This window comes from Chryseobacterium endophyticum (genome assembly GCF_056333165.1).
This window is the reverse complement of record NZ_JBWGXE010000001.1, coordinates 250,521-276,759: the sequence shown is the minus strand read 5'-3', so window position 1 is coordinate 276,759 and position 26,239 is coordinate 250,521. Positions and strand designations below refer to the sequence as shown.

Here is a 26,239-nt window from a genome sequence, read left to right as displayed (position 1 = left end):
TTATGTTTAAAAAAGCACTAATAGCCGAAGACCATGAGATCAGAAATTCCGGGATTGTCAATACTCTCGCGGAATTAAACATTAAAAATTCCGATTTCGTAAGTTATTGCGATGATGCACTAAAGCATATTCAGACTGCGTTTGCCGAGAATCAACCTTATGACCTTCTTATCACTGATCTCTCATTTGATAAGGATCATATTCATCAAAAAATAAAATCCGGTCAGGAATTAATTCATGAGGCACGAAAGATTCAGCCGAATCTAAAAGTCATCGCCTTTTCAATAGAAAAAAAGCCTAAGATCATTGATGACCTTTACAAAGTTTATCAAATCAACGGTTTTGTAGCCAAAGCGAGAAATGACGGAAAAGAGCTGAAGAATACAATAAAAAAAGTGTTTAACGGAGAAACGGTGATTCCGCAGGAGATTTTAAATTCCATTCGTAACACTTCTCTTGAATTTACAGATTACGATATTACCTTGCTTGAACTTCTTTCCAAAGGCTGGAAGCAGAGCGAGATTGAAGAACATTTCAAAAAGAACGGCATTACTCCGGACAGCAAAAGCTCTATAGAAAAAAGACTGAATGACCTCCGCGAAAGTCTGGGTGCTAAAAACAATATTGAACTGATCGTCATGTGCAAGGATATCGGCATATTATAAGGTACAATTAAAAAGCAATTTTAAAAACCTTTCGGAATCATCCGGAAGGTTTATTTTTTACCATTTACGGAAAACCGTAAGGATTCCGGATCTAATGCTCATAATTTTGGATTATTAATTAAAAATCAATTATGGGAAAATTTATAATCGGTCAAAGGGTAAACAGAGAGTACCAGTTTAACCTTAAATCGGAAAATGGCGAAATTATTTTAATGAGTGAAGGCTACGTTCAGAAAGCTTCTTGTCACAAAGGGATCGAATCGGTGAAGGTAAATGCCCAGGACGATTCCAGATACGACCGAAGAGTGGCCGTAAACGGAAAAGATTATTTTGTTCTGAAAGCAAGGAATGGCGAGATCATCGGAAAAAGCCAGCTTTATTCCTCGAAATCAGGAATGGAAAACGGAATCGCTTCCGTAAAATCCAATGCTCCTACTGCAGAAATTGTTGATGAAACACTTTAATACTAATTCTATGGATCTTAAAATTAAACTTGAACAGCTTCAGCAGAAAGTCATCGGCCTGAAAGATCAGATCGGAACGGAAGAAGCCACAAAGAATGCCTTTGTTATGCCTTTTATACAGATTTTAGGCTATGATATTTTTAACCCGACAGAAGTCGTTCCCGAACACGTTTGCGATATCGGAACCAAAAAAGGAGAAAAGGTAGATTATGTCATCAAAAATAATGACGAGCCGATTTTCATTATCGAATGCAAACACTGGAAAGAAAGCGCTGATGCCCACAACTCGCAGCTTCACCGGTATTATCATGTTTCCAAAACAAGATTTGGCGTGCTGACGAACGGAATTATCTATAACTTCTATACCGATCTTGAAAAGCCCAATATTATGGATGAAAAGCCCTTTTTCACGATTAATATTGAAGATTTAAAAGACAGTTCGATCAAAATCCTGGAGAATTTTACCAAGAAAGATTATAACCTCGAAAGTATCTTAGACTCTGCTGAAGCGTTAAAATACATCAAAGCCATCCGCAAAGAATTCGAAAAGGAAATTGAAAATCCTTCTGATGAACTGGTGAAACTTCTGGTGAACCGGTTTTTTGAAAAACCTTTGACGGCCAACAGGATGGTTTCCTTTAAAGAATATGCAAAAAAAGCACTGGCCACTTCTATTAATGAATCGATCAGCTTCAGGCTGAAATCGGCACTGAGCATCAACGAACAGATCGAAAAAAGAGAAGAGGATGTAAAAAACGCACAGCCGATCGACGACAACAACGAATCTAAAATTGTCACCACCGAAGAAGAGCTGGAAGGGTTTCAGATCGTAAAAGCCATTTTGAGAGAGAGAGTTCCTGCTTCGAGAATTGCTTATAGAGATACTTTATCCTATTTCGGGATCTTGCTGGATGACAACAACCGGAAACCGCTGTGCAGGCTCCATTTCAATACTTCCAAAAAATACTTCGAGCTGTTTCACAATGGCAAAGATGCCGGAGAAAAGATTTTGTTAAATAATCTCGATGAGATCTATCATTACAGGAACCAGCTTCATCAGACTTTAGAGAATTATAATTAAAAAATAAATACCATGGAAAATCAATCTGAAACTCAATTTTACAACGATGGGTCTGTTACAGTTACCCAATTAAGATTTGTTACACGATCAAAACTTATGCTATGAGAAATATTTCTTCAGTACATGTTTTTGAAATTAAAAAAAGCCGTGTCGGCCCTATAGTTATGTTTCTGATGGGATTCCCATTTTTGTTTTCCGGAGATGTTTTTTGGATAGGACTAATAATTATAGTTCTTGCAATTCTGTGGCTGTTCGGTATCAAAAACGATTATGCTGTAAGAATCAGTACAAATGCAGGTGAAGCAAACAGTATTCTTTCACAAGATAAAATTTATATTCAAAAAATTGTGAATGCATTAAATAATGCTATAGTTTACAGAGGATGATTAAAATAAGAACAACCATGAAAAAACTAATACCCTTCATCATACTGGCCTTTGGCCTCATCCTTTTACATTCCTGTGTAAAAGCAAACGATAACCTGGGACACGGTGGAAGATGTACAGGTTCTGCCTATTGTACGGCATGCAGCAACTGTTCCCGATGCGGACATTGCGGTAGCGGAGGAACCTGCGGCAAATGTAGCGGAAGATCTTCAGAAACATCGTATTCCGGAAGCTCTTACAAGAAAGCTAAATCTAAAAAACACAAAACTTCAAGTTCCCATACCTCTCCAAAAAATAATTCAGGTAAGAGTCCGAAAGTTGAACTGAATGTCAATGTCAATTCCAACAACAGATATCTCGCAGGCATCGGAGCGGTGAATATTTATGAAAAACCATCGGTCCGCTCTAAAATAGTAACCATTGTTTCTAAAAATGCCAAGCTGATTCAGTTAGCAAAAGAAGGGGAATGGTATAAAGTACAGGTGAAATCGAGTGGTAAGAAAGGATACGTTTATTATAAAAATGTGAAATAACTAAACAAAAGGTTGTTTAATATCATTCAATCCTGATTTTAAACAATTTAAGATTAACGAAGAAGAAAGTTAAAACGCAATTAATATAAACCGGAACCATTAAAAAAGCGAAGAATTTTCTTCGCTTTTTTACTTTATTTAATCCCAGTCTGCCGCTATAAACTCCATTTTATTCCCATGGTCATCGGTGACGCTTAAGGTATGTCCTTTGATGGCATATTTTGTCATATTCCTAAATGTTTTGGCAAAATCGGTTTCCAGTTTCATGTCCTGACAGGCTTTCAAAGTCGAACCGATCTCCGAGATTTTTACGTTGCCGTCGCTTTTAAATTCAGCAGTGAAAAACATGCTGTTGCAGCCCATGAAGGCGGTCCCTTTTATTTTATCATTTTCCACCTTTTGGGTCAGGTTTACTTTGGCACCGTTCTTCATCAGATCAGATTTCGTATAATCCCCGAAACTTACCAGCATCCATTCTCTTTGGATCTGAAAATTTTTATCAGGTGAGGAAGTATGGCCGTTTACAGCACTACAATTCAGCAGCATTCCTGAAAATAAAATACTCAAAATCGAAACTATTATTGCTCTCATACGCTTCCAAAAACCAATTTCATACCATTCCGGGGCCAGAATATGGTAAAAATTAGTAAATTAGCCACACAAAAATTATTTTATAAAATGAAAAGAATACTTCTACTATTCACTTTCCTTTTAAGCTTTGCTCAGATTAGGGCAGATGAAGGAATGTGGTTGTTAATGCTTGTTAAAAGACTTAATGGTGTCGATATGCAAAAAGAAGGTTTGCATCTTACACCGGAAGAAATCTATTCCGTGAATAATTCGAGCTTAAAAGATGCCATCGTAAGCTTCGGAGGATTCTGTACGGGAGAAATCGTTTCCGGGCAGGGCCTTATCTTCACCAACCACCACTGCGGTTACGGTGCGGTAGCAGCAGCTTCTACTCCGGAAAAAGACTATTTGAAAAACGGATTCTGGGCCATGAAGCAGAAAGACGAATTCAATGCTAAAGATCTTTATGTAAGATTTTTGGTAAGAATGGATGATGCTACGCAGAGAATCAATTCAAAATTAAACAACAATATGTCCGCTGCAGAAAGAAAAGCAGTGATCGATGCGGAAACCAAAGCGATCCAGTCTGAAAATTCTGAAAACGGAAAATATACGGTAGTAGTAAGAGATTTCTTCAACGGAAATGAATTTTATTATTTTGTTTACCAGGATTATAAAGATATCAGATTGGTGGGAGCTCCGCCATCCGCATTAGGAAAATTCGGAGGGGATACCGATAACTGGGAGTGGCCAAGACATACGGCAGATTTCACGGTTTTCAGAGTATACGCCGATGCAGCAGGAAATCCGGCTGAATATTCTCCAAGCAATGTTCCGTTAAAACCGAAGCATTTCTTACCCGTTTCCCTTAAAGGCGTGAAGCCGGGAGATTTCTCAATGATCTTAGGGTATCCGGGAAGAACCAACCGTTACCTGACGTCTTACGGAATTCAGCAGATGGTCAATAAAGATTACCCGGCTTGGGTTGAAGCTTCCAAACTTGCCATGGATGTTATGAAAAAATATATGGACAAGGATAAAGGAACCCAGCTTAACTATGCCTCACAATACGCATCAGTGGCAAACTACTGGAAAAACAGACAGGGTACTATCGATGCCGTTATTAAAAACGGAACCATTACCGACAAACAGAAGGTAGAAGAAAGATTCAAAACATGGGCGGTTCAGCCGGCAAATATTGTTGAATACGAAACGGTTTTAGACGATATCGCCATTTATTACAAACAGACTTCAGACCGAAATGTCGAAAGAATGTATATGTCTCAGCTTTCGAGAAATGCAAAATACTTCTCCCTGGCTTTACAGGTGGGCAGCGTTCTTAAAGCCTACGCAGATCAGGATATGAAAGGAAGACTTGCCATGAAGCCTAAAGTAGATGCTGCTTTAAAATCAGCTTACGAAAACATCAACACCAAGCTTGAAGGTGAAATGATGAATTCTATGGTCAATCTTTACCAGACAAGAGTAAACAAGGACGTCGCTTCAGAAACGATCATGGGGCTTGATGCTAAAAACCTTTCCAATGTTGCTTATTCTTCCATATTTGCCAACAAAACTTCAGCAACGAACTTTGTATTAAACCCTGACAAACTGAAATTGGATGCCGATCCGCTTTGGAAAATTGCCAACGGAATTGTAGCTGATCAGAAAGTTTCAGCAGAAAGATTCGTGAAGATTGATGATAATTTTGCTAAAAACAACAGACTATTCTTAGCAGGATTAATGAAAGCAATGCCTGAGAAAAAGTTCTATCCGGATGCTAACTCTACCATGAGACTTACATACGGAACCGTAGATACATTACCCATCAGAGCAGACAGAAACTACTTCGGTGTTACGGATAACTATTATACGGATATGACCGGTCTTGTAGGGAAATACAAGAAAGGAGATGAAGAATTCGATCTTCCGCAAAGAGTAATTGACCTTTACAACCTTAAAGATTTCGGTCAATATGCTGATGCTAAAGGGTATATGCCGGTTAACTTCCTTTCCAACAATGATATTACTGGAGGAAACTCTGGTTCACCGGTAATCGACGGAGACGGAAACCTTATCGGTCTTGCCTTCGACGGAAACAGCGAAGCCTTAAGCGGTGACATCGTTTTCGAACCGGAATGGCAAAAAACCATCAACGTAGACGTTCGTTTCGTACTTTGGACGATCGACAAATACGCCGGTGCCAGAAGACTGATCGACGAATTGAAGTTGGTAAGAGACGAAAACACGCCTGCCGATACCAAAACAAAAATGCCTAAGGCAACTTCTGCTAAAGGTAAAAGAAAATAATCCTAACCGATAAATTTTTAAAGCCGCGAAAGTTTTCTTTTGCGGCTTTTATTTTTGAATAAATTAGCCATAAAATTTTCTTACTAATGAAACCTCAACTCATTCGATTCAAGGCGATCATTAAGCAAAGCGGCAATATGAACGCGGCCTTTGTGGAATTTCCATTTTCTACGGAAGAATTATTTAACAAGAAAGGACAGGTAAAAATCAAGGCAGTCTTTGATGGTAAGGTAGAATACCGCGGAAGTTTGGCTAAAATGAAATCCAACTCTCATATTTTAGGGCTTACCCGGGAAATAAGAAAAGAGCTGGGCAAAACTTTCGGGGATGAAATTTCCGTAAGCCTTACCGAAGATAAGGAAGAAAGAACCGTTGAAATAGCGGATGATATTCTTGCCGTTTTTAATGAAAACCCTGAAGCAAAAGCATTGTTTGATAAAATGAGCTACACACACCGGAAAGAATATATCCGATGGATTAGTGAAGCTAAAAAAACCGACACCCGTGAAAGCAGAAAAACCAAAATGATCAAGATGATTCTGGAGGGGAAAAAAGGAGTATGATTTACATCACCCATTCCAAAATTCCCTGTCCAGACTTCTGTATTGTATGGCTTCCGAAATATGATATGAAAGAATATTTTCAGAACCTTCCAGATCGGCGATGGTTCGGGCTACTTTCAGAATACGATCGTAGGCTCTTGCAGACAGGTTCAGCTTTTCCATCGCTGTTTTTATAAGGCTGAATGAGGCTTCATCCAATTCACAGTATTTTTCAATTTCTTTTGGTCCGATTTGAGCATTGTAGCTTATTTTCAAATCTTGATATCGTTCTCTTTGAATTTCGCGGGCCATGAGCACCCGTTTTCTGATCTCTTCACTTTTTTCCCCTTTTCTTCTTTCTGCCAGTTGCTCAAATTCTACCTTTTGTACTTCAATATGAATATCAATTCTATCCAGAAGCGGCCCTGAAAGTTTATTCATGTAGCGCTGCATTTCGTAGACGGTAGAAGTATTGTTGGGATCGTCAGGAAAAAAACCGCTGGGACTTGGGTTCATCGAGGCGACCAGCATAAAACTTGCGGGATAATTTACCGTAAATTTCGCCCTTGAAATCGTGACTTCACGATCTTCAAGAGGCTGTCTCATGACTTCCAGCACTGTTCTTTTGAATTCGGGCATTTCATCGAGGAAAAGGACGCCGTTGTGAGCAAGGGAAATCTCTCCGGGTTGCGGATAGCCGCCGCCACCGACAAGGGCTACATCAGAAATAGTATGATGTGGAGCCCGAAACGGACGTACGGTCATTAAAGAAGTTTCAGTTCCCATCTTACCAGCAACGGAATGTATTTTTGTTGTTTCCAAAGCTTCTTTTAAACTTAACGGCGGCAAAATACTCGGAACCCTTTTGGCCAGCATCGTTTTTCCACTTCCGGGAGGGCCAATTAAAATAATATTATGTCCACCGGCGGCTGCAACCTCCATGGCGCGCTTTGCCGTTTCCTGACCTTTGACCTCGGAAAAATCAAAAGGAAAATCGTTGATTCTTTCCTGGAACTCTTTCCGGGTATCTATTTCGACTTTTTCGAGCGGCGTGCCTTCATTAAAAAAATCAATGACTTCTTTAATGTTTTCTGCCGCAAAGACATTCAGGTTGTTTACGATCGCTGCTTCACGGGTGTTCTGTTTCGGAAGGATGATTCCTTTAAAGCCTTCTTCACGGGCCTGGATGGCAATCGGCAAGACACCGCGTACCGGCTGTAAAGTCCCGTCGAGAGAAAGCTCTCCCATAATGATATAATCCTGGATGTTTTCAGCAATAATCTGATCAGAGGCCACAAGAATACCAAGGGCTATGCTCAGGTCGTAGGCGGCACCTTCTTTACGAAGATCGGCAGGCGCCATGTTAATCGTGATTTTTTTGCCCGGAATCTTGAATCCGACATTTTTCAGAGCGGCAGAAATCCTGTAGCTGCTTTCTTTAATGGCATTATCCGGAAGACCGACGAGATGATATCCGACACCGCCGGTATCAACATTTACTTCAATCGTAATCGTCTGTGCCGAAACGCCATGAATGGCACTTCCATAAATTTTTATCAACATTGTCCGTGTTTTGATGCAAAAATAATAAATTTTACAATCACCTTCCGATGAAAATGGAATTTAAATTAAAAAGGCTCAGGAAATTAATCCCGAGCCTTGCATCAAATTGAATTCAAACTATCACTTAGATCTATTTCTTAATAAATTTATTTTTAAATACTTTTCCGCTCTCAGATTTAGAAACAATAATATATGTTCCCGGAACCAGCGTGCTTACATCAATAGACTCTGAGAATCGGTGATCCTTTTTCTGAAAAATCAGTTTTCCGGACATATCGATGATGGACACCTCAGGATATTTTTTGTCAGACGCTTTTCCGATATAAATGACCTGAGATGCAGGGTTCGGGTAAACGCTCAGGTTGTTCTCCTTCGGTTTTGTCTCTCCTGTTCCGAGGTTGGTGCAGAAGTCCCAGTTTCCGAAATTCAACTTTGTAAAAGCAAATTCCGAAAGCATTTCACACTGATCGGGGCAATACGTCGTACAGGCATAAAATCCGAAAGTTCCTGATGTTGTCGCGGTATAAGAATCTCCGGTCTCGCCCGGGATGATACATGGATCCGAAGAGGAAGGCGGATTATTCCCCGGAAGACAGCTGAACCAAGTATGAACGCCATAAAGCTCTGGAAACCCGTCGTTAAACTGTACTGAAGCTCCTTCGCAAACATTGTATTCTCCCGGCGCAATCTCCTCATAAGTTCCCGGCTGCAGGTCTACCATCATGAAAGGAAGCCCATAAGCGTATCCGTCTGCAAGAACCGGTGAACTTTCCGCGGTACAGTCGGCCTGCGTCACTTCCACTTTAAAATAATACAGCATATCATCGGTTCCATTAATCGTTAAGGTCTGCGATGTTGCGCCTGGAATCGCTACCCAAGGATTGGTATTCGGAGTCTGCCAGTCCCATTCCTGCTTATACCATTGATACGTAGCGTAGGTTTGGATTGTAGAAAGGGTTTCTGATTCCGTATTACAGAAAACAATCTTTTCAGGGAACATGGTTCCGAGACGCGGACTTGTAATTTCCGGGGTGCATTGCTGTGCTTTTATATTTAAAAAACTTAAAAATAAAAAGCTAAAAAAAATCAGTTTTGTTTGCATATAGTGTTATTTAATGGTTTTATTTTCAGATTAATCAAGCAATATCCTGACTCCGAATTTCAGATTGAAGTTCAGCGGTTTTTCTTTGTAAATGGTATTGAGCGAGCTGTTATCTTTAAAGTGATAACCTATTCCCGGCTCTGCATAAATCCCGATGTATTTTACCACCTTCAGCTGAAGACCAACCGCCGCATTTACCGATGCCTGAACAGGTTTTTGGTCGATTTTCTCCTTCGTTTCCTGTTTCACAGCGCCGTCAACGATGTATTTGGTTTTGATGTCTCCTGCGACCATTTTTTCTACTGAGCCTCCACCCGTCAGATAACCTGTAAAAGCTCCTTTCCTGATGACATCGTAATTTACCTGAAAAGGAATACCGACATAGTGAAGGTTCTGCTCGCTGCTGATAAAATCAGAAGGGCTTCCGGATGTGAGGTTTGCTGCAAGTTTGGTGTAATTGATTCCCAATCCAATACTCCATCTGCTTCCTAAATTCTTATAAACTGACGCTCCGAAAGTCACCGGTGTTTTGTGCCTGATGGTCGCCTCGACCTTTTTATCCTGATTGGCCAGCAGGATGGCCATTAAAGGATCTTCGCCTGTTTCCAGTCCCCACATTTCAGGAAGGCTTGGCGTTGTTCCGTTCAACGTGGCATATCCGGGGAACTGGTCGGTAGCATTTGAAGATGCGTTGCCGGTGGAAAGACCGAACATCCATTTTTTTTCAGTTTTATTTTTTGCAAGCTTTGCTTTTGGGTCATTCTCAAACTTTTCTTTCCATTCCCTTTCCTCTTTTGTCATCAGGCTGCTGGATTCAGCCTCTTCATTACCTTGCTGTTGTGATAAAGGAGCCGTTTTTTTTTCCGGTGCTGAACTCAGGTTGAAAAAGGTTTTGTCTTCAGTATGTCCTGGATTATTGATCACCGGATTAATATTCCGTGATGAAATTTTAATATTATTTATAGCGGAAGCATCTGTTTTTAGTTTAAATTCCTCTTTTTCAATAGCTTGTATTGATCTTTTTTCATGATGATCCGGTGTCGATAATGATCCGTTATCAAAATCTCTTCGGGTGATTTTGTATTCTTTTTTAAATTCTTTTTTTAGATTTTTTTCCTGAAAATAAAATAGCTTACCCAGAATCAAGAACAGGCCAATGGCTGCTGCAACACCGCCGATACGGTACCATAACGGCAGATGATTAAATGTATTAACAGCCTTCTGCGCCTTGAGGTCATTGGGAACCGGGCCCGGCATCGCCTGGTCTTGAACCTTTACAAATAATTCTTCACTGATGCTCTTCCACAATCCATCAGGAACATCTTCTGTATGACCTTCCATCTTTCTGCGCAGATCATTTAACCATTCATTACTCATATTGCGCTGTTTTAGACATTTTATATTCTTTTATTTTCCGGGCAAGCATTGATTTTGCTCTGTGAAACTGTGAAGCTGAAGAGTTTTCAGCAATCCCCAGTAATTCCCCGATCTCCCGGTGACTCTTCCCTTCAAAGACAAACAGGTTGAAAACCTTTCGGTAGCCGTCGGGAAGCATCTGGATGATATTCATGATTTCCTGCCGTGATATTTCCTCCAGACCGGGCCCGTCTTCATCTTCAGGTTCAGCGATTTGGGAGTCATCCCCAATGGCTTTAAAATCGATCTTTTGTTTAATTTGCTTTAAAGATTCATTCACCACGATTTTCGTTATCCAGGCTTTCAGTGAACCGTCTCCTCTGAATTCAAAAGAATCTATGGAACGGAACATCTTTATAAAGCTGTTTTGCAGCACATCATTCACGCTGTCACGGTCGGTGATGTATCTCGAACAGACATAGGCCAGGCTACCCGAATGAACTTCGAAAAGCTCTTTCCAGGCCGCTTCTTCCTTTTTCCAAAGACGGCTCACTAAAATCTGTTCGTTACTTTCTTTCATTGATCTTATGACGACCTTTCGGGTAGCCATTTACTTAACATAATGCAAAGATAGACGGCTCCCACAGAAGCCTGCCTATCCTGCCAATAACCATTGCCTAATTTTTAATACTAATCGGAATTTCATACTTTATGGTCTGATATGGGGTCAGATCCACGCTTTCAACGGTTATTTTTTCTGCTTCCCATGCAAACCTCAAAGAATGGTCATAGCCCACAAAAAAACCTTTTTGTTTGGCGGTCATCTTCACCGAAACAGTTTTGGGTATGCCATCCGGTGCGATCTGGAAAATGAGAGCCTCGGGTTCAAAAGTGAGTTCTACGATATTCTGGGCTGCATTTAATCGGGGTTTAAAATTCAGTTTATATTCAATTTTATCTAAATCTGCCAAAACAGCTTCAGCTTTTACCGGATCTTTTACAATGTTCTTTACGATCTCTTTCACCGGAAAATCACTGAAAGTAATAACACTGTCTTTAGCGGCAAAATCAGTAATCTTTTCATTGTATATTCCTCCCTGTGAGATTACAATTCTTGCCCTGTAACTGCCATTAACGTCATCTGTCTTTACAGGGACAGGGTCATAATTTTCATTTAGACAAGATATTAGTGGAATGCTCAAAAGAACGATTCCCATAAAGACTAAAATGTGAAGTACTGCTTTTTTCTTCATTATTTTAAATTTTATCATTAAACATTATGCTTGAGTACTCATTGACATAAATCCTGATTTCGAGAAATCTTGCATGGCAATTTATTATATTTTGTGAAAAATCCGTAATAAGCTGATTATTAAGGCTAAAATTTTTATATTTCAAAAAATTATTTAATTTTCATTATTTTAATACTTTTGTTATGAACGAGTTTTGCGTAAAAACAAACCTCTTAACTTTATGTCAAGTGTTTTGTGCGTAAATATTAAATTATAATTAATTCATTATCATGGAAATAAAACCTGAAATTTCATGGGCAGATTTTGAAAAGATAGATATCAGATGCGGAACCATCATTTCGGTAAATACTTTTGAAAAGGCCAGAAATCCGTCTTATCAGCTTGAAATTGATTTTGGTGACTTGGGAGTGAAGAAATCTTCCGCACAAATCACCTCATTATATCAAAAAGAAGAATTGATCGGCCTGCAGATTCTTGCTGTCGTTAATCTCCCTAAAAAGCAGATTGCCAACTTCTTCAGCGAATGTTTGGTGTTGGGAATATACGGAGAAGATAAAAAAGACGTCACTCTTTTAACATCTTCGTTGCCGGCAAAAAATGGGCAGCAGGTAGGATAAAAATAAAAGCAAATGATACAACACATTCCTATAGAAAGGGTTTTATTTATTGATATTGAGACTGTTCCGGGATCCGGAGCCTGGGAAGAGCTTTCCGAAACCGAACAGATGCTTTGGGATAAAAAAACGAAACACCAGAGAAAAGATGAAATTTCCGCAGGAGAATTCTATTTCGAAAGAGCAGGAATTATGGCCGAGTTCGGGAGAATCATCTGCATCACAATCGGAATGCTTGAGAAAAATGACACCTTAAAAATCAAAAGCTTTGCCGGAGATGACGAAAAGAAGATTCTTCTTGAATTCGGAGAAATCTTCAACAGCCAACGGCTCAGGGATGTCATTCTATGTGCCCACAACGGGAAAGAGTTTGATTTTCCCTGGATTGCCAGAAGATTCCTCATCAATGGAATGATGCCGCCCGTTCCATTTCAGATGTTTGGGAAAAAGCCTTGGGAAATCCCACATATCGACACCATGGAGCTATGGAAATTCGGGGATTATAAAAGCTTTGTCTCTCTTGAATTACTGGCGCATCTCTTCGGAATTCCGACCCCTAAAGATGATATCGACGGCTCAATGGTTTCATCAATCTACTACATAGAGAAAGACTTGCAAAGAATAGTAGACTATTGTGAAAAAGATGTCTTAACTTTGGCGAACATTTTCCGCCGCATGCGTCAGGAAGATTTATTGAAAAGGTATATCAATTTAGATTAAAAAATGAAATTTACAGACGATCAGATTGCTGACATAGGTGAAGAGATTATCAAAGTCTTGAAAACCGTATATGACCCTGAAATTCCGGTAGATATCTACGAGCTGGGACTTGTTTATGACGTTCAGATCTCCGATGATGCGGATGTTAAAATCATCATGACCCTTACCACACCCAACTGTCCGGTTGCAGAAACACTCCCACAGGAAGTTAAAGACAAGGTAGCCGAAGTAGAAAATGTAAAAAGTGTCGATCTGGAGCTTACTTTTGAGCCAAGCTGGCATAAAGATATGATGAGCGAAGAAGCCAAATTTGAGCTGGGAATGCTTTAATTCAGGTTAAAATAAATCAGGCTGTCACTTAAATTTGACAGCCTTTATTTTTTTTTAAATATAAATAATAATGGTTTCAGACCTCTCTTGCGATCTCTTTACCTTCTCTTCTGCTCCATTCGCTCCAGGAACCTACATACAGAGAAGGAAGATCGAATCCTGCATAAGCCAGCGCCAGAATAGTATGGCAGGCTGTTACTCCTGAACCGCAGTGCACGATTAAACTTGTGGGTTTTCCTTCCAGCAATTCAGAATACTTCTTTCTCAACAGTTCCGGCGAAAGAAAATGACCCTTTTCATCCAGGTTTTCAGTAAAAGGAATATTGATCGCTCCGGGAATATGGCCGGCTACCAGGTCAATCGGCTCAGATTTACCTTTATAACGATAGGCATCCCGGACATCAATCACCGTAGAAGAACAGCTTGTTAATTCATTTTCAGTGTTTTCCAATGTTGATACGGGAAGAAGCCAGCTTCCTTTTTCGATGATCTCAGCTTTGTTAAAAGTTTCCTTCCCGGAAGAAAAATCCAGGCCTTCCTTCTCTGCATTCTGGAAACCGCCGTTCAGAACCTGTACTTTTTCAAATCCGAAAGCTGTCAGCATCCACCAGGCTCTTGCCGCGGCATTGGCTCCGTTTTTATCATCATAAACGATAATATGGGAATCTTCACCAATTCCAAGGTCGGAAATGGTTTTGGCGAATTTTTGAACATCCGGCAAAGGATGCCTGCCTCCAAATGCTGCATTTTCCCCGATTTCCGCCAGATGCTTGTCGAGATCGATGAACCTTGCTCCTTTAATGTGCTTATCCAGATAACTTCCGTAAATATCTTTACCCACTCTGGCATCCAGAATGATAAGCTTTTCCGGGGATAAATTTTTGAGTTCCGAAGGTGAAATTATTGGAGACATGGCCTGTATATTTTAGATGATGATTTTCTTTAAAAATGAAAAATATCTTTCGCTTTGTTATAAGAACTTTCGAAATGAAGCAGGTTCAGTTTATGGTTTACTTTTTCCACACTCATAAAATTAATAACCTGTTCGGTCGGCATATTTCCCACGAGATCATCTTTGGCCATCGGACATCCGCCGATTCCTTTAATGGCACTGTCGAATCTGCGGCAGCCTTTGTCATACGCCGATTTTAGTTTGGAGTACGAATCTTCATACCTATTGTGAAAATGTCCCCCGAAATTGATCTCAGGATATTTTGCTGGAATTTTATCAAATAAAAGAGCGATCGTTTCAGGTGTTGCAACACCCGTTGTATCAGATAGTAAGATGTCTTTAATTCCAATTTCTGAAAAGCGTTGTGCCCACAAATCTACATCTTCCCATTTCCACATTTCGCCGTAAGGATTTCCAAAGGCCATAGAGAAATAAATATTAAGCTGCTTATTTTCGCTTTTTGCGAGTTCAAGCATCCTTACAATCTCGTTAAAAGCTTCTTCCTGGCTTTTGTTGGTATTCCTGTGCTGAAAAGTTTCCGAAATAGAAAACGGAAACCCTAGAATATCTACCGACTCATGTTTCAGAGCCTTTTCTGCGCCACGATAGTTCCCGATAATCGCGGAAACTTTGGTATTGGATCGGGATTTGTCAATATTTTCGGCAACTTCGGCAGAATCTGCCATTTGCGGAATTGCTCTCGGAGATACAAAGCTCAGGCAATCAAGCACATCAAAGCCAACATCCATCAGAGAATTGATGTAATCTATTTTTTTATCTGTGGGGATAAATTCTCCCCAACCCTGCATTGCATCACGCGGACATTCAGTAAGAAACATTTTTACTTTTAGATTTTCTCAAATATAATAAAACTAAACAATTTAGCGGTATCCTCAGTAAATCTACCATTATTTTGATTGTCAAACGGTTATATGTTATTTAAAATTTCGATTAAGGATATCAGGTTACAAATAAACTATTCTGAACCTCAAAATTGCTAACTTTGCCGGAAATCAATACTAATAATGAGCGCAATAGAATTCAACCCGTTGTGGAAAGAAAAGTTACTGAACCGTTTTCTTAATTATGTAAAAATATATTCAACCAGCGATGCTGAAAGTGAAACCACACCGTCTACCGAACGACAGTGGGATATCGCAAACTATATCACAGAAGAGCTGAAAACAATCGGCCTGGAAGACGTTTCAATCGATGAGAACGGCTACATCATGGGCTATATTCCTTCTAATCTTGAGGCCAGCGATAAGCCAACGATCGGATTCATTTCTCATTATGATACGTCGCCGGACTTCAGCGGGGAAAATGTAAAACCTCAGGTATGGGAAAATTACGATGGAGGAGATCTTGTTTTAAATAAAACTACAGGATTTACTTTGTCCCCTTCAAAATTTGAAAGCCTGAAAAAATATACCGGCCAGACCCTGATCACGACAGACGGAAATACCCTTCTGGGAGCCGATGACAAAGCGGGTTGTGCTGAGATCGTAACCGCTGCAGAATACCTGATCGCTCATCCGGAAATCAAACATGGAAGAATAGCAGTAGGATTTACCCCTGATGAAGAAATCGGAAGAGGAGCCCATAAATTTGATGTTGCGAAATTCGGGGCGGAATTCGCTTACACCATGGATGGCGGTGAAGTAGGAGAGCTGGAATACGAAAATTTTAATGCCGCAGGAGCCGTCGTAAAAATTCATGGACTGAGTGTACATCCGGGTTATGCCTACGGAAAAATGGTGAATGCAGCATTGCTGGCTTCCGAGTTTGCTCAGATGCTTCCGGCCAACGAAACCCCGGCCACAACGAAAGGTTTTGAAGGTTTCTATCATTTGATGGACTTGAATGCCGATATTTCTGAGGCTAAATTGCAATACATTATCCGTGACCACGATGCCGATAAATTTGAGGCAAGAAAGAAATTCATGGAAGGAAAGGTTGCTGAGTTTAATCAGAAACATGGTGAAGGAACCGCTGAAATTGAAATTAAAGAGCAGTACCGAAACATGAAGCAGCAGTTTGAAGGCAAAATGCACATCATTGATCTGGCTGCAGCCGCAATGAAAGAAGCCGGAATCGAACCTAAAATTAAAGCGATCAGAGGGGGGACCGACGGCGCCCAGTTGTCTTATATGGGGCTTCCGTGTCCGAATATTTTCGCGGGAGGAATCAATTTCCACGGGCCTTACGAATATGTGGCACTGGAAAGTATGGAAAAAGCGATGGAAGTGATTCTTAATATTGTGAAAGCGTAAGGAGACTGTTTAGTCTGATTAGCGAAATATAACTTTGTCAAAGTTTTAAACTTTGACAAAGTTTTTTTATCTCTCGCAAAAGTAAATTATTGATTTAAAAAAGCATCCCAACCCTGCGCTGTCAAAGCAACCAATTGATTAGAACCTCTCGCTACCATAAAGTTGCCGTCTTCTTTTTCAACGGCGTGCCCGATAATCGTAAAATCAGGATGGTTTTTAATCTTATCAAAATCGTCCGGGGAAATGGTGAATAACAATTCATAATCTTCACCGCCGCTCAATGCAGCCATGACAGGATTTAAATTAAATTCATCCGCGGTGGAAATCGTCAGGCTGTCCATAGGTATTTTTTCTTCATACAATCTGAATCCAACTTCCGAACGGTCTGAAAGATGGAGAATTTCCGAAGCAAGGCCGTCTGAAATGTCAATCATCGAAGTGGGCTTAATATCCAGTTGTTCTAAAATACTTTTCACATCTGTTCTTGCCTCAGGCTTCAATTGTCTTTCAAGGATATAGTCATAGCCTTCCATTTCAGGTTGCATATTCGGATCTGCGAGAAAAACGGCGTGTTCTCTTTCCAGGATCTGAAGGCCCATATAGGCACCACCAAGATCACCGGTTACCACAAGAAGGTCGTTCGGTTTTGCCCCGCTTCTTTTCACAATGATTTCCTCGTGTTCCATACCAATGGCTGTGATGCTCATCACGAGACCGGCGTTGGAACTTGTTGTGTCTCCGCCGATTAAGTCAACTTCATATCTTGTGCAGGCTGCCTGTATTCCGGCATAGATTTCTTCCAGCGCTTCCACCGGAAAGCGATTGGAAACAGCAAGAGAAACGAGAATTTGGGTCGGCGTGGCATTCATGGCTGCAATATCACTCAGGTTAACGACCACCGCTTTGTATCCCAAATGTTTTAAAGGAACATATCCCAGATTGAAATGGACCCCTTCCGCCAGAACATCGGTTGTCAGTACGACTTTTTTATTTTCGGGGTTAATAACTGCCGCATCATCTCCCACTCCAAGCTCCGAAGAGTCGTTGGATAATGAAAAATGTTCTGTCAAGTGCTTTATCAGTCCGAATTCCCCCAATTTGGAGATCGGCGTGAGTTCCTGTGATTTATCTTCAAACATATTTTTAATTATAATTGATGTTTGATAGTTGATAAATGATCACCAACAATTTTTATCAGTCATTTATCGCTTATCAATTGATTAACTGAATTCCGAAGGATCAATATTATGCGGGTGGAAAGGGAATTTCTTGAAATCCTCTTTGGTCAGCACTACCGTTTCCGGGGTTTTGTATTTATTCATGGCTTCCACCACATCATCCGGTGGGGTTGTCATTTTTCGGAGCATCATATCGATCCAGACACCGGTGGCTTCAGAAGTCGCACAATGTACACCATCCGGAGTATAGAATTTATGTACAAAACGGTAAATCGATGAATCTTCCGAACATCCGTCGATTTCCAGGCTTACAAAGACAATCTGGTCGGCATATATTTCCTTGAAAAAAGAATATCTTTCATGCAGGATAACCGGCCCGATTCCCCAACGGCTAAGCTGGGTAACCCCCATTTTCTCTTTGGTCATAAATGCCATCCTCGCCTGTGCACAATATTGTACATAAGATGAGTTGGCCAAATGTTTGTTGGCATCGAGATCGCTCCAGCGCACTTCGAATTTATGGTAAAATATCATTTAAATTTTGTTTTAAATATGAATTAATTTACCACAAAAGTTTTTTTTAATTCACTTTTTGACCCATAAGAAGAATATACCGATTTTTGAACATCTTTGATTTTCTTCTTATATGATCTGAAATATACGCAACGCAGTTGACTAAAATCTAATGTGCCTGATGTGTTTAAAAAAAACTTTTGTGACTTATAATTTCTAGGTTTTGATCAAAAAATTATATTCTTCAAAATTACTCAAATAAGATGGTTTATAAAAATTGTAGTTTTGCAAAAATAATCTTGAGCATAAGATTAAGAGAACTATGAAAAGAATCATCATCATCGGAGGTGGTGCGGCAGGATTTTTCTGCGCTGCCAATCTTGACGAAAGCCTGTACAAAATTACCATTCTCGAACAAAACTCGGATGTACTTCAAAAAGTGAAAATTTCCGGAGGCGGCCGCTGTAATGTGACCCACGCCTGTTTTGATCCGCGAGAGCTGGTTCGGTTTTATCCGCGTGGAAATAAGGAATTATTAAGTGTATTCACTAAATTTCAGCCCGGAGATACTATGGAGTGGTTTGAAAACCGAAAAGTCCCGTTGAAGATTGAGAATGACAACCGTGTTTTTCCGGAAAGCAATTCGTCGCAGAGTATCATCAATGCGATGCAACAGGAAATTCAGCAGAAAAATATTGAAGTAAAAACCAAATGCTCCGTAAAGGAAATAGAAAAGCTTGACGGAAAGTATCTGGTGAAGACAAGTTTAGGGGATTTCGAAGCAGAATATATCGTCTACACTACCGGAAGTTCCCCGAAATCACTGAAAATGATTGAAAATTTGGGACATAAGATTGTTGATCTGGTTCCATCGCTTTTTACTTTTAATATCAAAGATGATCTGCTGAAGGATCTTGCAGGAACCAGCTTTGAAATGGCGGAAACTTCTATTCCTAAGCTTAAGACAGAAGAAAGCGGTCCGCTGCTGATCACTCATTGGGGGCTTTCTGGGCCGGCTATCCTAAAGATTTCGGCCTGGGAAGCAATTAATCTGGCAAAGGCGAAGTACAATTTTGAAATTGTAGTAAATTTTATTTCTAAAGAGGAGGAAGAAGCCACAGCACTGTTTCAGAAATTCAGACAGTCTAATCCTAAAAAAACGATCGGACAGTCAAAGATATTTGAAATAACAAACCGTTTCTGGCAGAGAATTCTGGAAATTTCTAAAGTCGATCTTAACAAGCAGGTCGCCAATGTCTCAGGCAAAGAAGTACAGGCCATTATAGAAAATCTCTGTAAAAAGAAATTTCAGGTAACCGGAAAGTCAACTTTTAAAGATGAATTCGTGACCGCCGGGGGTGTTGATTTAAAGGAAATTAACTTCAAAAATATGTCATCGAAGATACTTCCCGATTTTTATATCGCAGGAGAGGTGCTGAACATTGATGCGGTAACCGGAGGTTTTAATTTTCAGGCTTGCTGGAGTGAAGCATGGCTGATTGCGCAGGATTTGAATTCGAAATGATGTAAACACAAATCAGACTAATGCTTCCACGAATAACACCATTTTATTTGTGAATATTTGTGAGAATATTTGCGATATTCGTGTTTAAAAGAATTTAATCTAAAATGCTTTTTGCGAGAAAAAATATTCCAAAGATCTTTAAAATCCTTCTCATTGCAGGATTTGCCTATTTCTTTTGGCTGATGCTGAACATTACGCTGGAGTATATTCCACTGAATAAGGAGGTCAGTTTTTTAATGATAAAGCAGACGGAAGTTACCGGCCGCCCGGAGTATCTTTATTTCTTTTACACGCATGTTTATACAAGCATTTTTGTTCTGCTCACCGGCTTTTTAGCTATTCTCAGGAAAGATTTCGGGGTCCGTGATTTTCATAAGAATGCAGGTAAGATCTATATTTTTCTGATCCTGCTCCTTGCTGCTCCTTCAGGCATCTATATGGGTATTTTTGCCAATGGAGGATGGTCTTCTAAGATCTCATTCGTTATTTTAGGGTGTTTATGGTGGTTTTCAACGCTTAAAGCCTATCACTACGCCAGGCAAAAGAAGTTTAAACAACACAAGCAATGGATGTGGCGAAGTTTTGCGCTAACGATTTCTGCCATCACCTTGCGGATGTGGAAAGTAATTATTGTATATTTATTTTATCCGAATCCAATGGATGTGTATCAGATCATTGCATGGCTGGGCTGGGTCCCCAATATTTTGTTGATTGAATATTTAATTGCAAGAAAATGGCTCTGATATTCTCAAAATCCTGTATTTTTAAACAATAACACATTAAATATGAAAATTTTAAAACTCACTTTCATCTCAGTTTTGGCCATCGCCCTGATAAGCTGTAAAAAAGAATCAAAAAATACGAGTAAAAATAAAGACAGCCTTAAAGCACAAAAAGACTCTGTAGCTATTCCTGAAATTTACAAAGAATATTACGGAATCTACATGGGGGACTTTGCAGGCAAGGAGATGATTACCCCGGAAATAGGTGAAGCTTATGAAGATGATGTATATAAAAAATTATCGCTGAAAATCAACAGGATCACCAAAGACAGCGTATACGGGCAGAGCATTGTTGATGGCAACCAAAGGCCTTTTCGCGGCGTTTTTAAAGAGGCGTCAAAATCTTTTATTCTGGATGAACCCGGAAATGATAAAACAGACGGCAGGTTTGAGGTTAAATTAAACAATGACAGCCTTACCGGAAAATGGAGCGCTTTCAATAAAACAGCCGTTAAAGCACCGCTAAAGACACTGAAACTGGTGAAAAAAGAATTTGTCTATAACCCGAATTTTATGCTGAGTCCCGATAATGACCTTATCGACTGGGAAAACCCGAAAAGTTTTGTTGAAAAATACACCGATGAAGAAACCGGCAAAACAGAAACCTATACCGCTTCCAAAAACAGGATTGCTTCTGATGCGGTATTTAAAATCAATGCCTCTAAACAGAAATTAACGGAAAAAGATCTTAAGAATCTCCGTAAACTGGATATGGAAATTATTAAGAATTCCGTATTTGCCCGCCATGGATACTCCTTTAAAAAAGCGACTTACAGAAACTTTTTTGAGCAGACCGACTGGTATATTCCTGTTTCCAATAATGTAGACAACGACCTTACGCCGCTGGAAAAGGAAAACGTGGCTCTACTGAACCGCTTTATCAAATACGCAGAAGACAAATACGACAGTTTCGGAAGATAGTTTATCAAATCTCTTCTGATTTAGCTTTCACGAAAGGCAAAAGCAGCAGGCATCCGGCGGCGTAGCACGCTATATCTACCCAGGAAAATGAATTTCCAACCATAATGTACATGATGCTGCCAGGCGAAAGTCCCATTTTATCAGCAATATTGAAATACTGCGCCCATTCAACCAGAAATGAGAAGATAAAGATTCCGGCAATGAGTTTCCTGTCGTCTTTGACGATGAAAAAAGATTTCACCAGGGTATAAAGTAACATCACCACGATGACATCTCCCAGATAAGCCCGCACAAAGAAAATATGCTTCAATACGGTAGCAATGAGTACTTCAGTAATGAACAGGATAAACGAGAGCAGAAAATATTTAAGATTGAATTTAAATTTTATCATGAGGTTTTATTTCTACGCAATAATATTGAATTTAATAAAAAGCTAAACATATTTGGAATAAAAACTCAAATATTTTACGGCTTAATTTCGATATTAAAAAATATTTCCGCTATTTTTGTGGAAATTAATACAAGATGAGAAGAAATTATTTATTATTCACTTTATGTGCCGTTATTTCTTGCGGAACTGCCGATCAGGACACTTCAGAATTCGATAATCCGGTTTTGGTTACCAAAATGGTTCAGGATGGCGACAATTTTACGTTCAGCTACAGCGGAGCCAAAATCACCGAAATGAAAAACACCACCGAAAACTGGACGAGGGCTTTTACCTATACGGGAGATCTGATTACCAAATACACAGACACTTTTTCTGACGGAACCATCGATACCGTGCTCCTTACGTACAACAGCAACCAGAAAATTACCAAGAAAACGTATACCTCCACCGATTTTCCCAATGTGACGAATACGGTAACCTATCTTTATATTGGCAGTGATCAGATCAAAATAACACACACGATGACTGCTCAGGGCAGCAGCAAAATATACGTGAGGAACGCTTATACCAATTCTGACGGGTCATTAAAAAACTGGACGGAAACCGTCACCAGCGTTCAGGGCACAACAACAAGTACCGGAACGGGAAGCCTGCAAAATATTGTGTACGACGGCGGAAATTATCCTTTCAAAAACGTAACAGGCTTTATAAAGATGCTGGAAAGCGAAGACCTGAACGGATCTTCAAGAAACGTCAAGGAGTACAGAAACCTCATAACATATTCCAGCGGGGGAGAAGAATCGACCATTTTCAAATCAACCTATGAATACAACAGTAAGAGCTATCCTGTAAAAGCAGTCCGGGATTATTATCACAGTAACAACCAACCATACAAATCGGAGATCACGACCTACGAATACAACCATTGATCATATCAGAGCGCTTCGGCGCTCTTTTTGCTGCTGAAAAACAATCAAATATGTACAGTATGAAGAAGATTTTGTTATTTTCAGTATTGTTGAGCAGTTGTTTAATGTTTGCACAGGCAGACTACAGCTCGGTTTCGCAGCTTCCGGATTACAACGTTTTAAAAAAGAAAATGAAACTGGATGATGTCGTTACCAAAGCCGATACGCAGGCAGAATTTCCCGGCGGAATGGAGAATTTCAGAAGACAATTTGCAGAAAAAATGGAGATCATCGATGTGAAATCCAAAAGTATTGATACCAGAGTTTATTTCATTGTCGAAAAAACGGGTTACGTAAGATTCGTGACTGCGACAGGAAGCGACAAAAAACATTCCGATGCGGCTGAAGCTGCCGTGAGAAGGCTCTTCGTGAAATGGAAGCCTGCCACCATCAATGGCGAACCCGTACGCTATCTATACACTTTTCCTTTAACACTCAAGAAAAATTAAATAAATAGCCTAAACAAATTGCAGAATTAACCATAAAGTTTAAGCAGACTTAAAATGATTGGTTATCCGCCAATCATTTTTTTTATGGAATTCAGCTTCATTAAAGCTTCTATCGGTGTCAGCGTATTGATGTCTATTTTTGTCAGCTCTTCACGGATGTTCTCCAGCACGGGATCATCCAGCTGGAAAAATGAAAGCTGCATATTTTCTTCAGTCACTCTTTTGATGCTTTCCGAAGAGCTGCCCTGGGTACGGCTGGCTTCCAGGGTTTTCAGGATTTCGTTGGCCCTGTTGACCACTTTAGAAGGCATCCCCGCCAGTTTTGCGACATGAATCCCGAAACTGTGCTCGCTTCCGCCGGGAACCAGCTTTCTCAGGAATATGATATTGCCTTTGTTTTCCTGGATGGAGACATGGAAATTCTTCACCCTTTCAAAATTCACCGTCATTTCATTCAGTTCATGGTAATGGGTGGCAAACAGGGTCTTGGCCTGCGTAGGATGCTGGTGAAGATACTCAGCAATGGCCCAGGCAATGGAAACCCCGTCATATGTGGATGTTCCGCGGCCGATTTCATCCAGAAGAATAAGGCTTCTTTCGGAAATATTGTTGAGGATATTCGCGGCTTCATTCATTTCCACCATAAAAGTTGATTCTCCTGCAGAAATATTATCCGTTGCCCCAACCCTTGTGAAAATCTTATCTAAAATGCCAATCTCAGCATATTTTGCCGGAACGAAACTTCCGATCTGTGCCATCAGGCACACAATAGCGGTCTGACGGAGGATCGCCGACTTACCCGCCATATTCGGCCCGGTCACCATGATGATCTGTTGGGAGTCTTTATCTAAGAAAATATCGTTCGGAATATATTTTTCCCCTAAAGGAAGTGCGTTTTCAATGATCGGGTGCCGCGCTTCTTTCAGGTCGATGGAAAAGCTCTCATTGAGAACAGGTTTTGTATAGCTTTCAGAAACCGCCAGCTCGGAAAGTCCGACTGCGACATCCAGCTGCGCAATGATATTCGAGTTTTCCTGAATCTGATCCATATAGATGATCGTGTCTCCGCATACTTTTCGGTATAGTTCGTTTTCCAGCACACCGATCTTTTCTTCTGCACCCAGAATCTGGTTTTCATATTCTTTCAGCTCTTCCGTGATGTATCTTTCAGCGTTCACGAGCGTCTGTTTTCTGAGCCAGTCTGCCGGAACCTTATCTTTATGGGTGTTGCGGACTTCGATATAATACCCGAAAACATTATTAAAATCGATCTTAAGGCTGGTGATTCCCGTTCTTTCAATTTCTCTCTGGCACATTTCATCCAGGAAGCCGCGCCCCTTAGACTGAAGGCCACGCAGCCTGTCGAGCTCTTCGGAGATCCCTTCTTTAATCACATTTCCTTTGGCAAGATTCACCGGGAGTTCGTCATTCAGATGATTCTGAAGACATTTGATCAGCTCCTCCTGGTCGTACAGGGGATCCAGCCACGCCAATACCTCAGCATGCGGGTGCAGCAGCCCTTTAATTTTGTGGATATTAAGCAAACTCTGGCGCAGGTATCCCAGCTCTTTCGGGGAGATTTTTTCTGCTGCCAGTTTTCCCATCAGCCGGTCAAGATCCGAAATGGATTTCAGCAGCTGGGAAATTTCATATTTAAGATGATCGTTTTCGTTTAAAAAGTCAATTAAAGAAAGCCTTCTGTTGATTTCACTTACAGATTTTAGCGGAAGGATTATCCTTCTCCTAAGCAGCCTTCCTCCCATCGGGGTAGATGTCTTGTCGATAATATCCAGCAGGGATTTACCTTGCGGACTGCTGGGATAGACGATTTCAAGGTTCCTTAAAGTAAAATGGTCCATCATCAGGTAATCTTCCTGCGGAATAACCTGCATTTTGGTAATGTGTGACAGTAAATTATGATGGGTATCTTCAACCAGGTAAGCAAAAATGGCCCCTGCAGCCGTAATCGCCAGCTGCTGATTCTCCACGCCAAAACCTTTTAACGAGTTGGTTTTAAAATGGGCCGTCAGTTTTTCGTAGGCAAAATTATACTGATAAGCCCAGTCTTCCAGCTTAAAAGCACTCCTGTTCCTGATCTGCTCCGGAATCTGTACGCTTCGCTGATAGATAATTTCGCTGGGATCAAAGGTGTTCACAATATGAAGCAGCTTTTCCAGGTTTCCTTCACTCACGAGGAATTCGCCGGTAGAAATATCCACCAAGGCAATCCCAAACTTCTCTTTTTCCTTATGCAGGGAAAGCAGGAAATTATTCTTTTTAGAATTTAAAACCTGGTCATTGAAGGTCACTCCCGGAGTTACCAGTTCCGTTACCCCTCTTTTTACGATTCCTTTCACCATTTTCGGATCTTCCAACTGGTCGCAAATGGCTACCCGCATTCCGGCCCGTACCAGTTTGGGCAGATAAGAATCCACGGAGTGGTGCGGAAATCCCGCCAGCTCGATATGGCCCTCTCCATTGGCTCTTTTGGTGAGAACAATCCCTAAAATCTGAGACGTTCTGACAGCATCCTGACCGAAGGTTTCATAAAAATCACCCACCCTGAATAGTAAAAGTGCATCAGGATATTTCGCCTTGATGGTATTGTACTGCATCATTAACGGGGTTTCTTTCTTCGCTGTCTTTGCCATTAAAATCGGTCTTAAAAATTAGGTTGGTAAAAATATGAAATAAAACAGTAGAAGGAAAGTTTTTGAAATTGCAATAGATATTTTTTGGAATAAACTAAAACCAATGAGTGGGATAGATCCTTCCGGCCAAAACGAATAACCCTAAAT

28 protein-coding genes are annotated in these 26,239 nt (G+C 40.3%); 16 read left to right on the top strand and 12 right to left on the bottom strand.

Going from position 1 to position 26,239, the window contains the following annotated elements:
* Positions 1–2 precede the first annotated feature (2 nt).
* The 5 genes from AC0N32_RS01290 to AC0N32_RS01270 all read left to right on the top strand — a co-directional run bounded on the left by AC0N32_RS01290 (position 3) and on the right by AC0N32_RS01270 (position 3,129).
* Complete coding sequence (locus AC0N32_RS01290) at positions 3–665, top strand: response regulator (protein ID WP_476392073.1); 663 nt, start codon at positions 3–5, stop codon at positions 663–665.
* A 131-nt stretch (positions 666–796) separates the two neighbouring features.
* Positions 797–1,129, top strand: a complete 333-nt coding sequence (locus tag AC0N32_RS01285; RefSeq protein WP_476392072.1) for a YegP family protein — start codon at positions 797–799, stop codon at positions 1,127–1,129.
* A gap of 10 nt (positions 1,130–1,139) precedes the next feature.
* A complete protein-coding gene (locus AC0N32_RS01280) occupies positions 1,140–2,210 on the top strand; it encodes a type I restriction endonuclease (RefSeq protein WP_476392071.1) in 1,071 nt (356 codons plus the stop codon).
* Between the two features lie 101 nt (positions 2,211–2,311).
* Positions 2,312–2,596 (top strand): DUF6232 family protein, encoded by a 285-nt coding sequence (locus AC0N32_RS01275; RefSeq protein WP_476392070.1) that lies wholly within the window; start codon positions 2,312–2,314, stop codon positions 2,594–2,596.
* A 17-nt stretch (positions 2,597–2,613) separates the two neighbouring features.
* Positions 2,614–3,129: an SH3 domain-containing protein gene (locus AC0N32_RS01270; protein WP_476392069.1), complete on the top strand. Its 516-nt coding sequence runs from the start codon at positions 2,614–2,616 to the stop codon at positions 3,127–3,129.
* Between the two features lie 138 nt (positions 3,130–3,267).
* On the opposite strand, the gene AC0N32_RS01265 is transcribed toward AC0N32_RS01270, so the two are convergent.
* On the bottom strand, positions 3,268–3,696 hold the full coding sequence (locus AC0N32_RS01265; protein ID WP_476392068.1) for an META domain-containing protein: 429 nt from the start codon (positions 3,694–3,696) through the stop codon (positions 3,268–3,270).
* A gap of 111 nt (positions 3,697–3,807) precedes the next feature.
* On the opposite strand from AC0N32_RS01265, the gene AC0N32_RS01260 reads away from it, so the two are divergent.
* Together AC0N32_RS01260 and AC0N32_RS01255 are read left to right on the top strand one after the other, a co-directional pair.
* Entirely contained in the window at positions 3,808–6,009 is a 2,202-nt protein-coding gene (locus AC0N32_RS01260; protein WP_476392067.1) for a S46 family peptidase, read from the top strand.
* 86 nt (positions 6,010–6,095) lie between these two features.
* Entirely contained in the window at positions 6,096–6,572 is a 477-nt protein-coding gene (locus AC0N32_RS01255) for a YdeI/OmpD-associated family protein (protein WP_476392066.1), read from the top strand.
* Positions 6,573–6,578: 6 nt separating this feature from the next.
* On the opposite strand, the gene AC0N32_RS01250 is transcribed toward AC0N32_RS01255, so the two are convergent.
* From AC0N32_RS01250 to AC0N32_RS01230, 5 genes are all read right to left on the bottom strand, one after another.
* On the bottom strand, positions 6,579–8,114 hold the full coding sequence (locus AC0N32_RS01250; RefSeq protein ID WP_476392065.1) for a YifB family Mg chelatase-like AAA ATPase: 1,536 nt from the start codon (positions 8,112–8,114) through the stop codon (positions 6,579–6,581).
* Positions 8,115–8,244: 130 nt separating this feature from the next.
* Positions 8,245–9,216, bottom strand: a complete 972-nt coding sequence (locus AC0N32_RS01245) for a T9SS type A sorting domain-containing protein (protein ID WP_476392064.1) — start codon at positions 9,214–9,216, stop codon at positions 8,245–8,247.
* Positions 9,217–9,246: 30 nt separating this feature from the next.
* Entirely contained in the window at positions 9,247–10,593 is a 1,347-nt protein-coding gene (locus tag AC0N32_RS01240; protein WP_476392063.1) for an outer membrane beta-barrel protein, read from the bottom strand.
* Positions 10,586–11,152, bottom strand: a complete 567-nt coding sequence (locus tag AC0N32_RS01235) for an RNA polymerase sigma factor (RefSeq protein WP_476392062.1) — start codon at positions 11,150–11,152, stop codon at positions 10,586–10,588. The genes AC0N32_RS01240 and AC0N32_RS01235 overlap by 8 nt, the downstream gene beginning before the upstream one ends.
* 97 nt (positions 11,153–11,249) lie before the next feature.
* Positions 11,250–11,825 carry a DUF4840 domain-containing protein gene (locus AC0N32_RS01230; protein WP_476392061.1) on the bottom strand — a complete coding sequence of 192 codons (576 nt, stop codon included), beginning with the start codon at positions 11,823–11,825 and terminating at the stop codon, positions 11,250–11,252.
* 269 nt (positions 11,826–12,094) lie between these two features.
* Between AC0N32_RS01230 and AC0N32_RS01225 the strand changes: the two genes are divergently transcribed.
* From AC0N32_RS01225 to AC0N32_RS01215, 3 genes are read left to right on the top strand one after another with little or no spacing between them, the layout of a single operon-like run.
* Positions 12,095–12,442, top strand: a complete 348-nt coding sequence (locus tag AC0N32_RS01225; protein ID WP_476392060.1) for a tRNA-binding protein — start codon at positions 12,095–12,097, stop codon at positions 12,440–12,442.
* Between the two features lie 12 nt (positions 12,443–12,454).
* On the top strand, positions 12,455–13,159 hold the full coding sequence (locus tag AC0N32_RS01220; RefSeq protein ID WP_476392059.1) for a 3'-5' exonuclease: 705 nt from the start codon (positions 12,455–12,457) through the stop codon (positions 13,157–13,159).
* 3 nt (positions 13,160–13,162) lie between these two features.
* A complete protein-coding gene (locus AC0N32_RS01215; protein ID WP_042722805.1) occupies positions 13,163–13,489 on the top strand; it encodes an SUF system Fe-S cluster assembly protein in 327 nt (108 codons plus the stop codon).
* A 76-nt stretch (positions 13,490–13,565) separates the two neighbouring features.
* On the opposite strand, the gene AC0N32_RS01210 is transcribed toward AC0N32_RS01215, so the two are convergent.
* Together AC0N32_RS01210 and AC0N32_RS01205 are read right to left on the bottom strand one after the other, a co-directional pair.
* Positions 13,566–14,402, bottom strand: a complete 837-nt coding sequence (locus AC0N32_RS01210) for a sulfurtransferase (RefSeq protein ID WP_476392058.1) — start codon at positions 14,400–14,402, stop codon at positions 13,566–13,568.
* Positions 14,403–14,431: 29 nt separating this feature from the next.
* Positions 14,432–15,280, bottom strand: coding sequence for a hydroxymethylglutaryl-CoA lyase (locus AC0N32_RS01205; RefSeq protein WP_476392057.1), 849 nt, complete (start codon positions 15,278–15,280; stop codon positions 14,432–14,434).
* Positions 15,281–15,466: 186 nt separating this feature from the next.
* Between AC0N32_RS01205 and pepT the strand changes: the two genes are divergently transcribed.
* A complete protein-coding gene (gene pepT / locus AC0N32_RS01200; protein WP_476392056.1) occupies positions 15,467–16,714 on the top strand; it encodes a peptidase T in 1,248 nt (415 codons plus the stop codon).
* Between the two features lie 86 nt (positions 16,715–16,800).
* On the opposite strand, the gene thiL is transcribed toward pepT, so the two are convergent.
* Both thiL and AC0N32_RS01190 read right to left on the bottom strand, forming a co-directional pair.
* On the bottom strand, positions 16,801–17,853 hold the full coding sequence (gene thiL, locus AC0N32_RS01195; RefSeq protein WP_476392055.1) for a thiamine-phosphate kinase: 1,053 nt from the start codon (positions 17,851–17,853) through the stop codon (positions 16,801–16,803).
* An 81-nt stretch (positions 17,854–17,934) separates the two neighbouring features.
* The gene (locus AC0N32_RS01190; protein WP_476392054.1) at positions 17,935–18,426 is read right to left on the bottom strand and encodes an acyl-CoA thioesterase; all 492 of its coding nucleotides are present in this window, start codon (positions 18,424–18,426) and stop codon (positions 17,935–17,937) included.
* A gap of 301 nt (positions 18,427–18,727) precedes the next feature.
* Between AC0N32_RS01190 and AC0N32_RS01185 the strand changes: the two genes are divergently transcribed.
* The 3 genes from AC0N32_RS01185 (at position 18,728) to AC0N32_RS01175 (ending at position 21,633) form a co-directional block, all read left to right on the top strand.
* Positions 18,728–19,930, top strand: a complete 1,203-nt coding sequence (locus tag AC0N32_RS01185; protein ID WP_476392053.1) for a BaiN/RdsA family NAD(P)/FAD-dependent oxidoreductase — start codon at positions 18,728–18,730, stop codon at positions 19,928–19,930.
* A gap of 104 nt (positions 19,931–20,034) precedes the next feature.
* Positions 20,035–20,673, top strand: coding sequence for a DUF2306 domain-containing protein (locus AC0N32_RS01180; protein WP_476392052.1), 639 nt, complete (start codon positions 20,035–20,037; stop codon positions 20,671–20,673).
* A 42-nt stretch (positions 20,674–20,715) separates the two neighbouring features.
* Complete coding sequence (locus AC0N32_RS01175; protein WP_476392051.1) at positions 20,716–21,633, top strand: YARHG domain-containing protein; 918 nt, start codon at positions 20,716–20,718, stop codon at positions 21,631–21,633.
* A 4-nt stretch (positions 21,634–21,637) separates the two neighbouring features.
* Here the strand turns inward: AC0N32_RS01175 and AC0N32_RS01170 are convergent, their stop codons facing one another.
* Positions 21,638–22,024, bottom strand: coding sequence for a ribosomal maturation YjgA family protein (locus AC0N32_RS01170; RefSeq protein WP_476392050.1), 387 nt, complete (start codon positions 22,022–22,024; stop codon positions 21,638–21,640).
* A gap of 134 nt (positions 22,025–22,158) precedes the next feature.
* Between AC0N32_RS01170 and AC0N32_RS01165 the strand changes: the two genes are divergently transcribed.
* Both AC0N32_RS01165 and AC0N32_RS01160 read left to right on the top strand, forming a co-directional pair.
* Positions 22,159–22,953 carry a hypothetical protein gene (locus tag AC0N32_RS01165; RefSeq protein ID WP_476392049.1) on the top strand — a complete coding sequence of 265 codons (795 nt, stop codon included), beginning with the start codon at positions 22,159–22,161 and terminating at the stop codon, positions 22,951–22,953.
* A 59-nt stretch (positions 22,954–23,012) separates the two neighbouring features.
* Positions 23,013–23,441, top strand: coding sequence for an energy transducer TonB (locus AC0N32_RS01160; protein ID WP_476392048.1), 429 nt, complete (start codon positions 23,013–23,015; stop codon positions 23,439–23,441).
* Positions 23,442–23,503: 62 nt separating this feature from the next.
* On the opposite strand, the gene mutS is transcribed toward AC0N32_RS01160, so the two are convergent.
* Entirely contained in the window at positions 23,504–26,092 is a 2,589-nt protein-coding gene (gene mutS / locus AC0N32_RS01155) for a DNA mismatch repair protein MutS (protein ID WP_476392047.1), read from the bottom strand.
* Between the last annotated feature and the right edge of the window lie 147 nt (positions 26,093–26,239).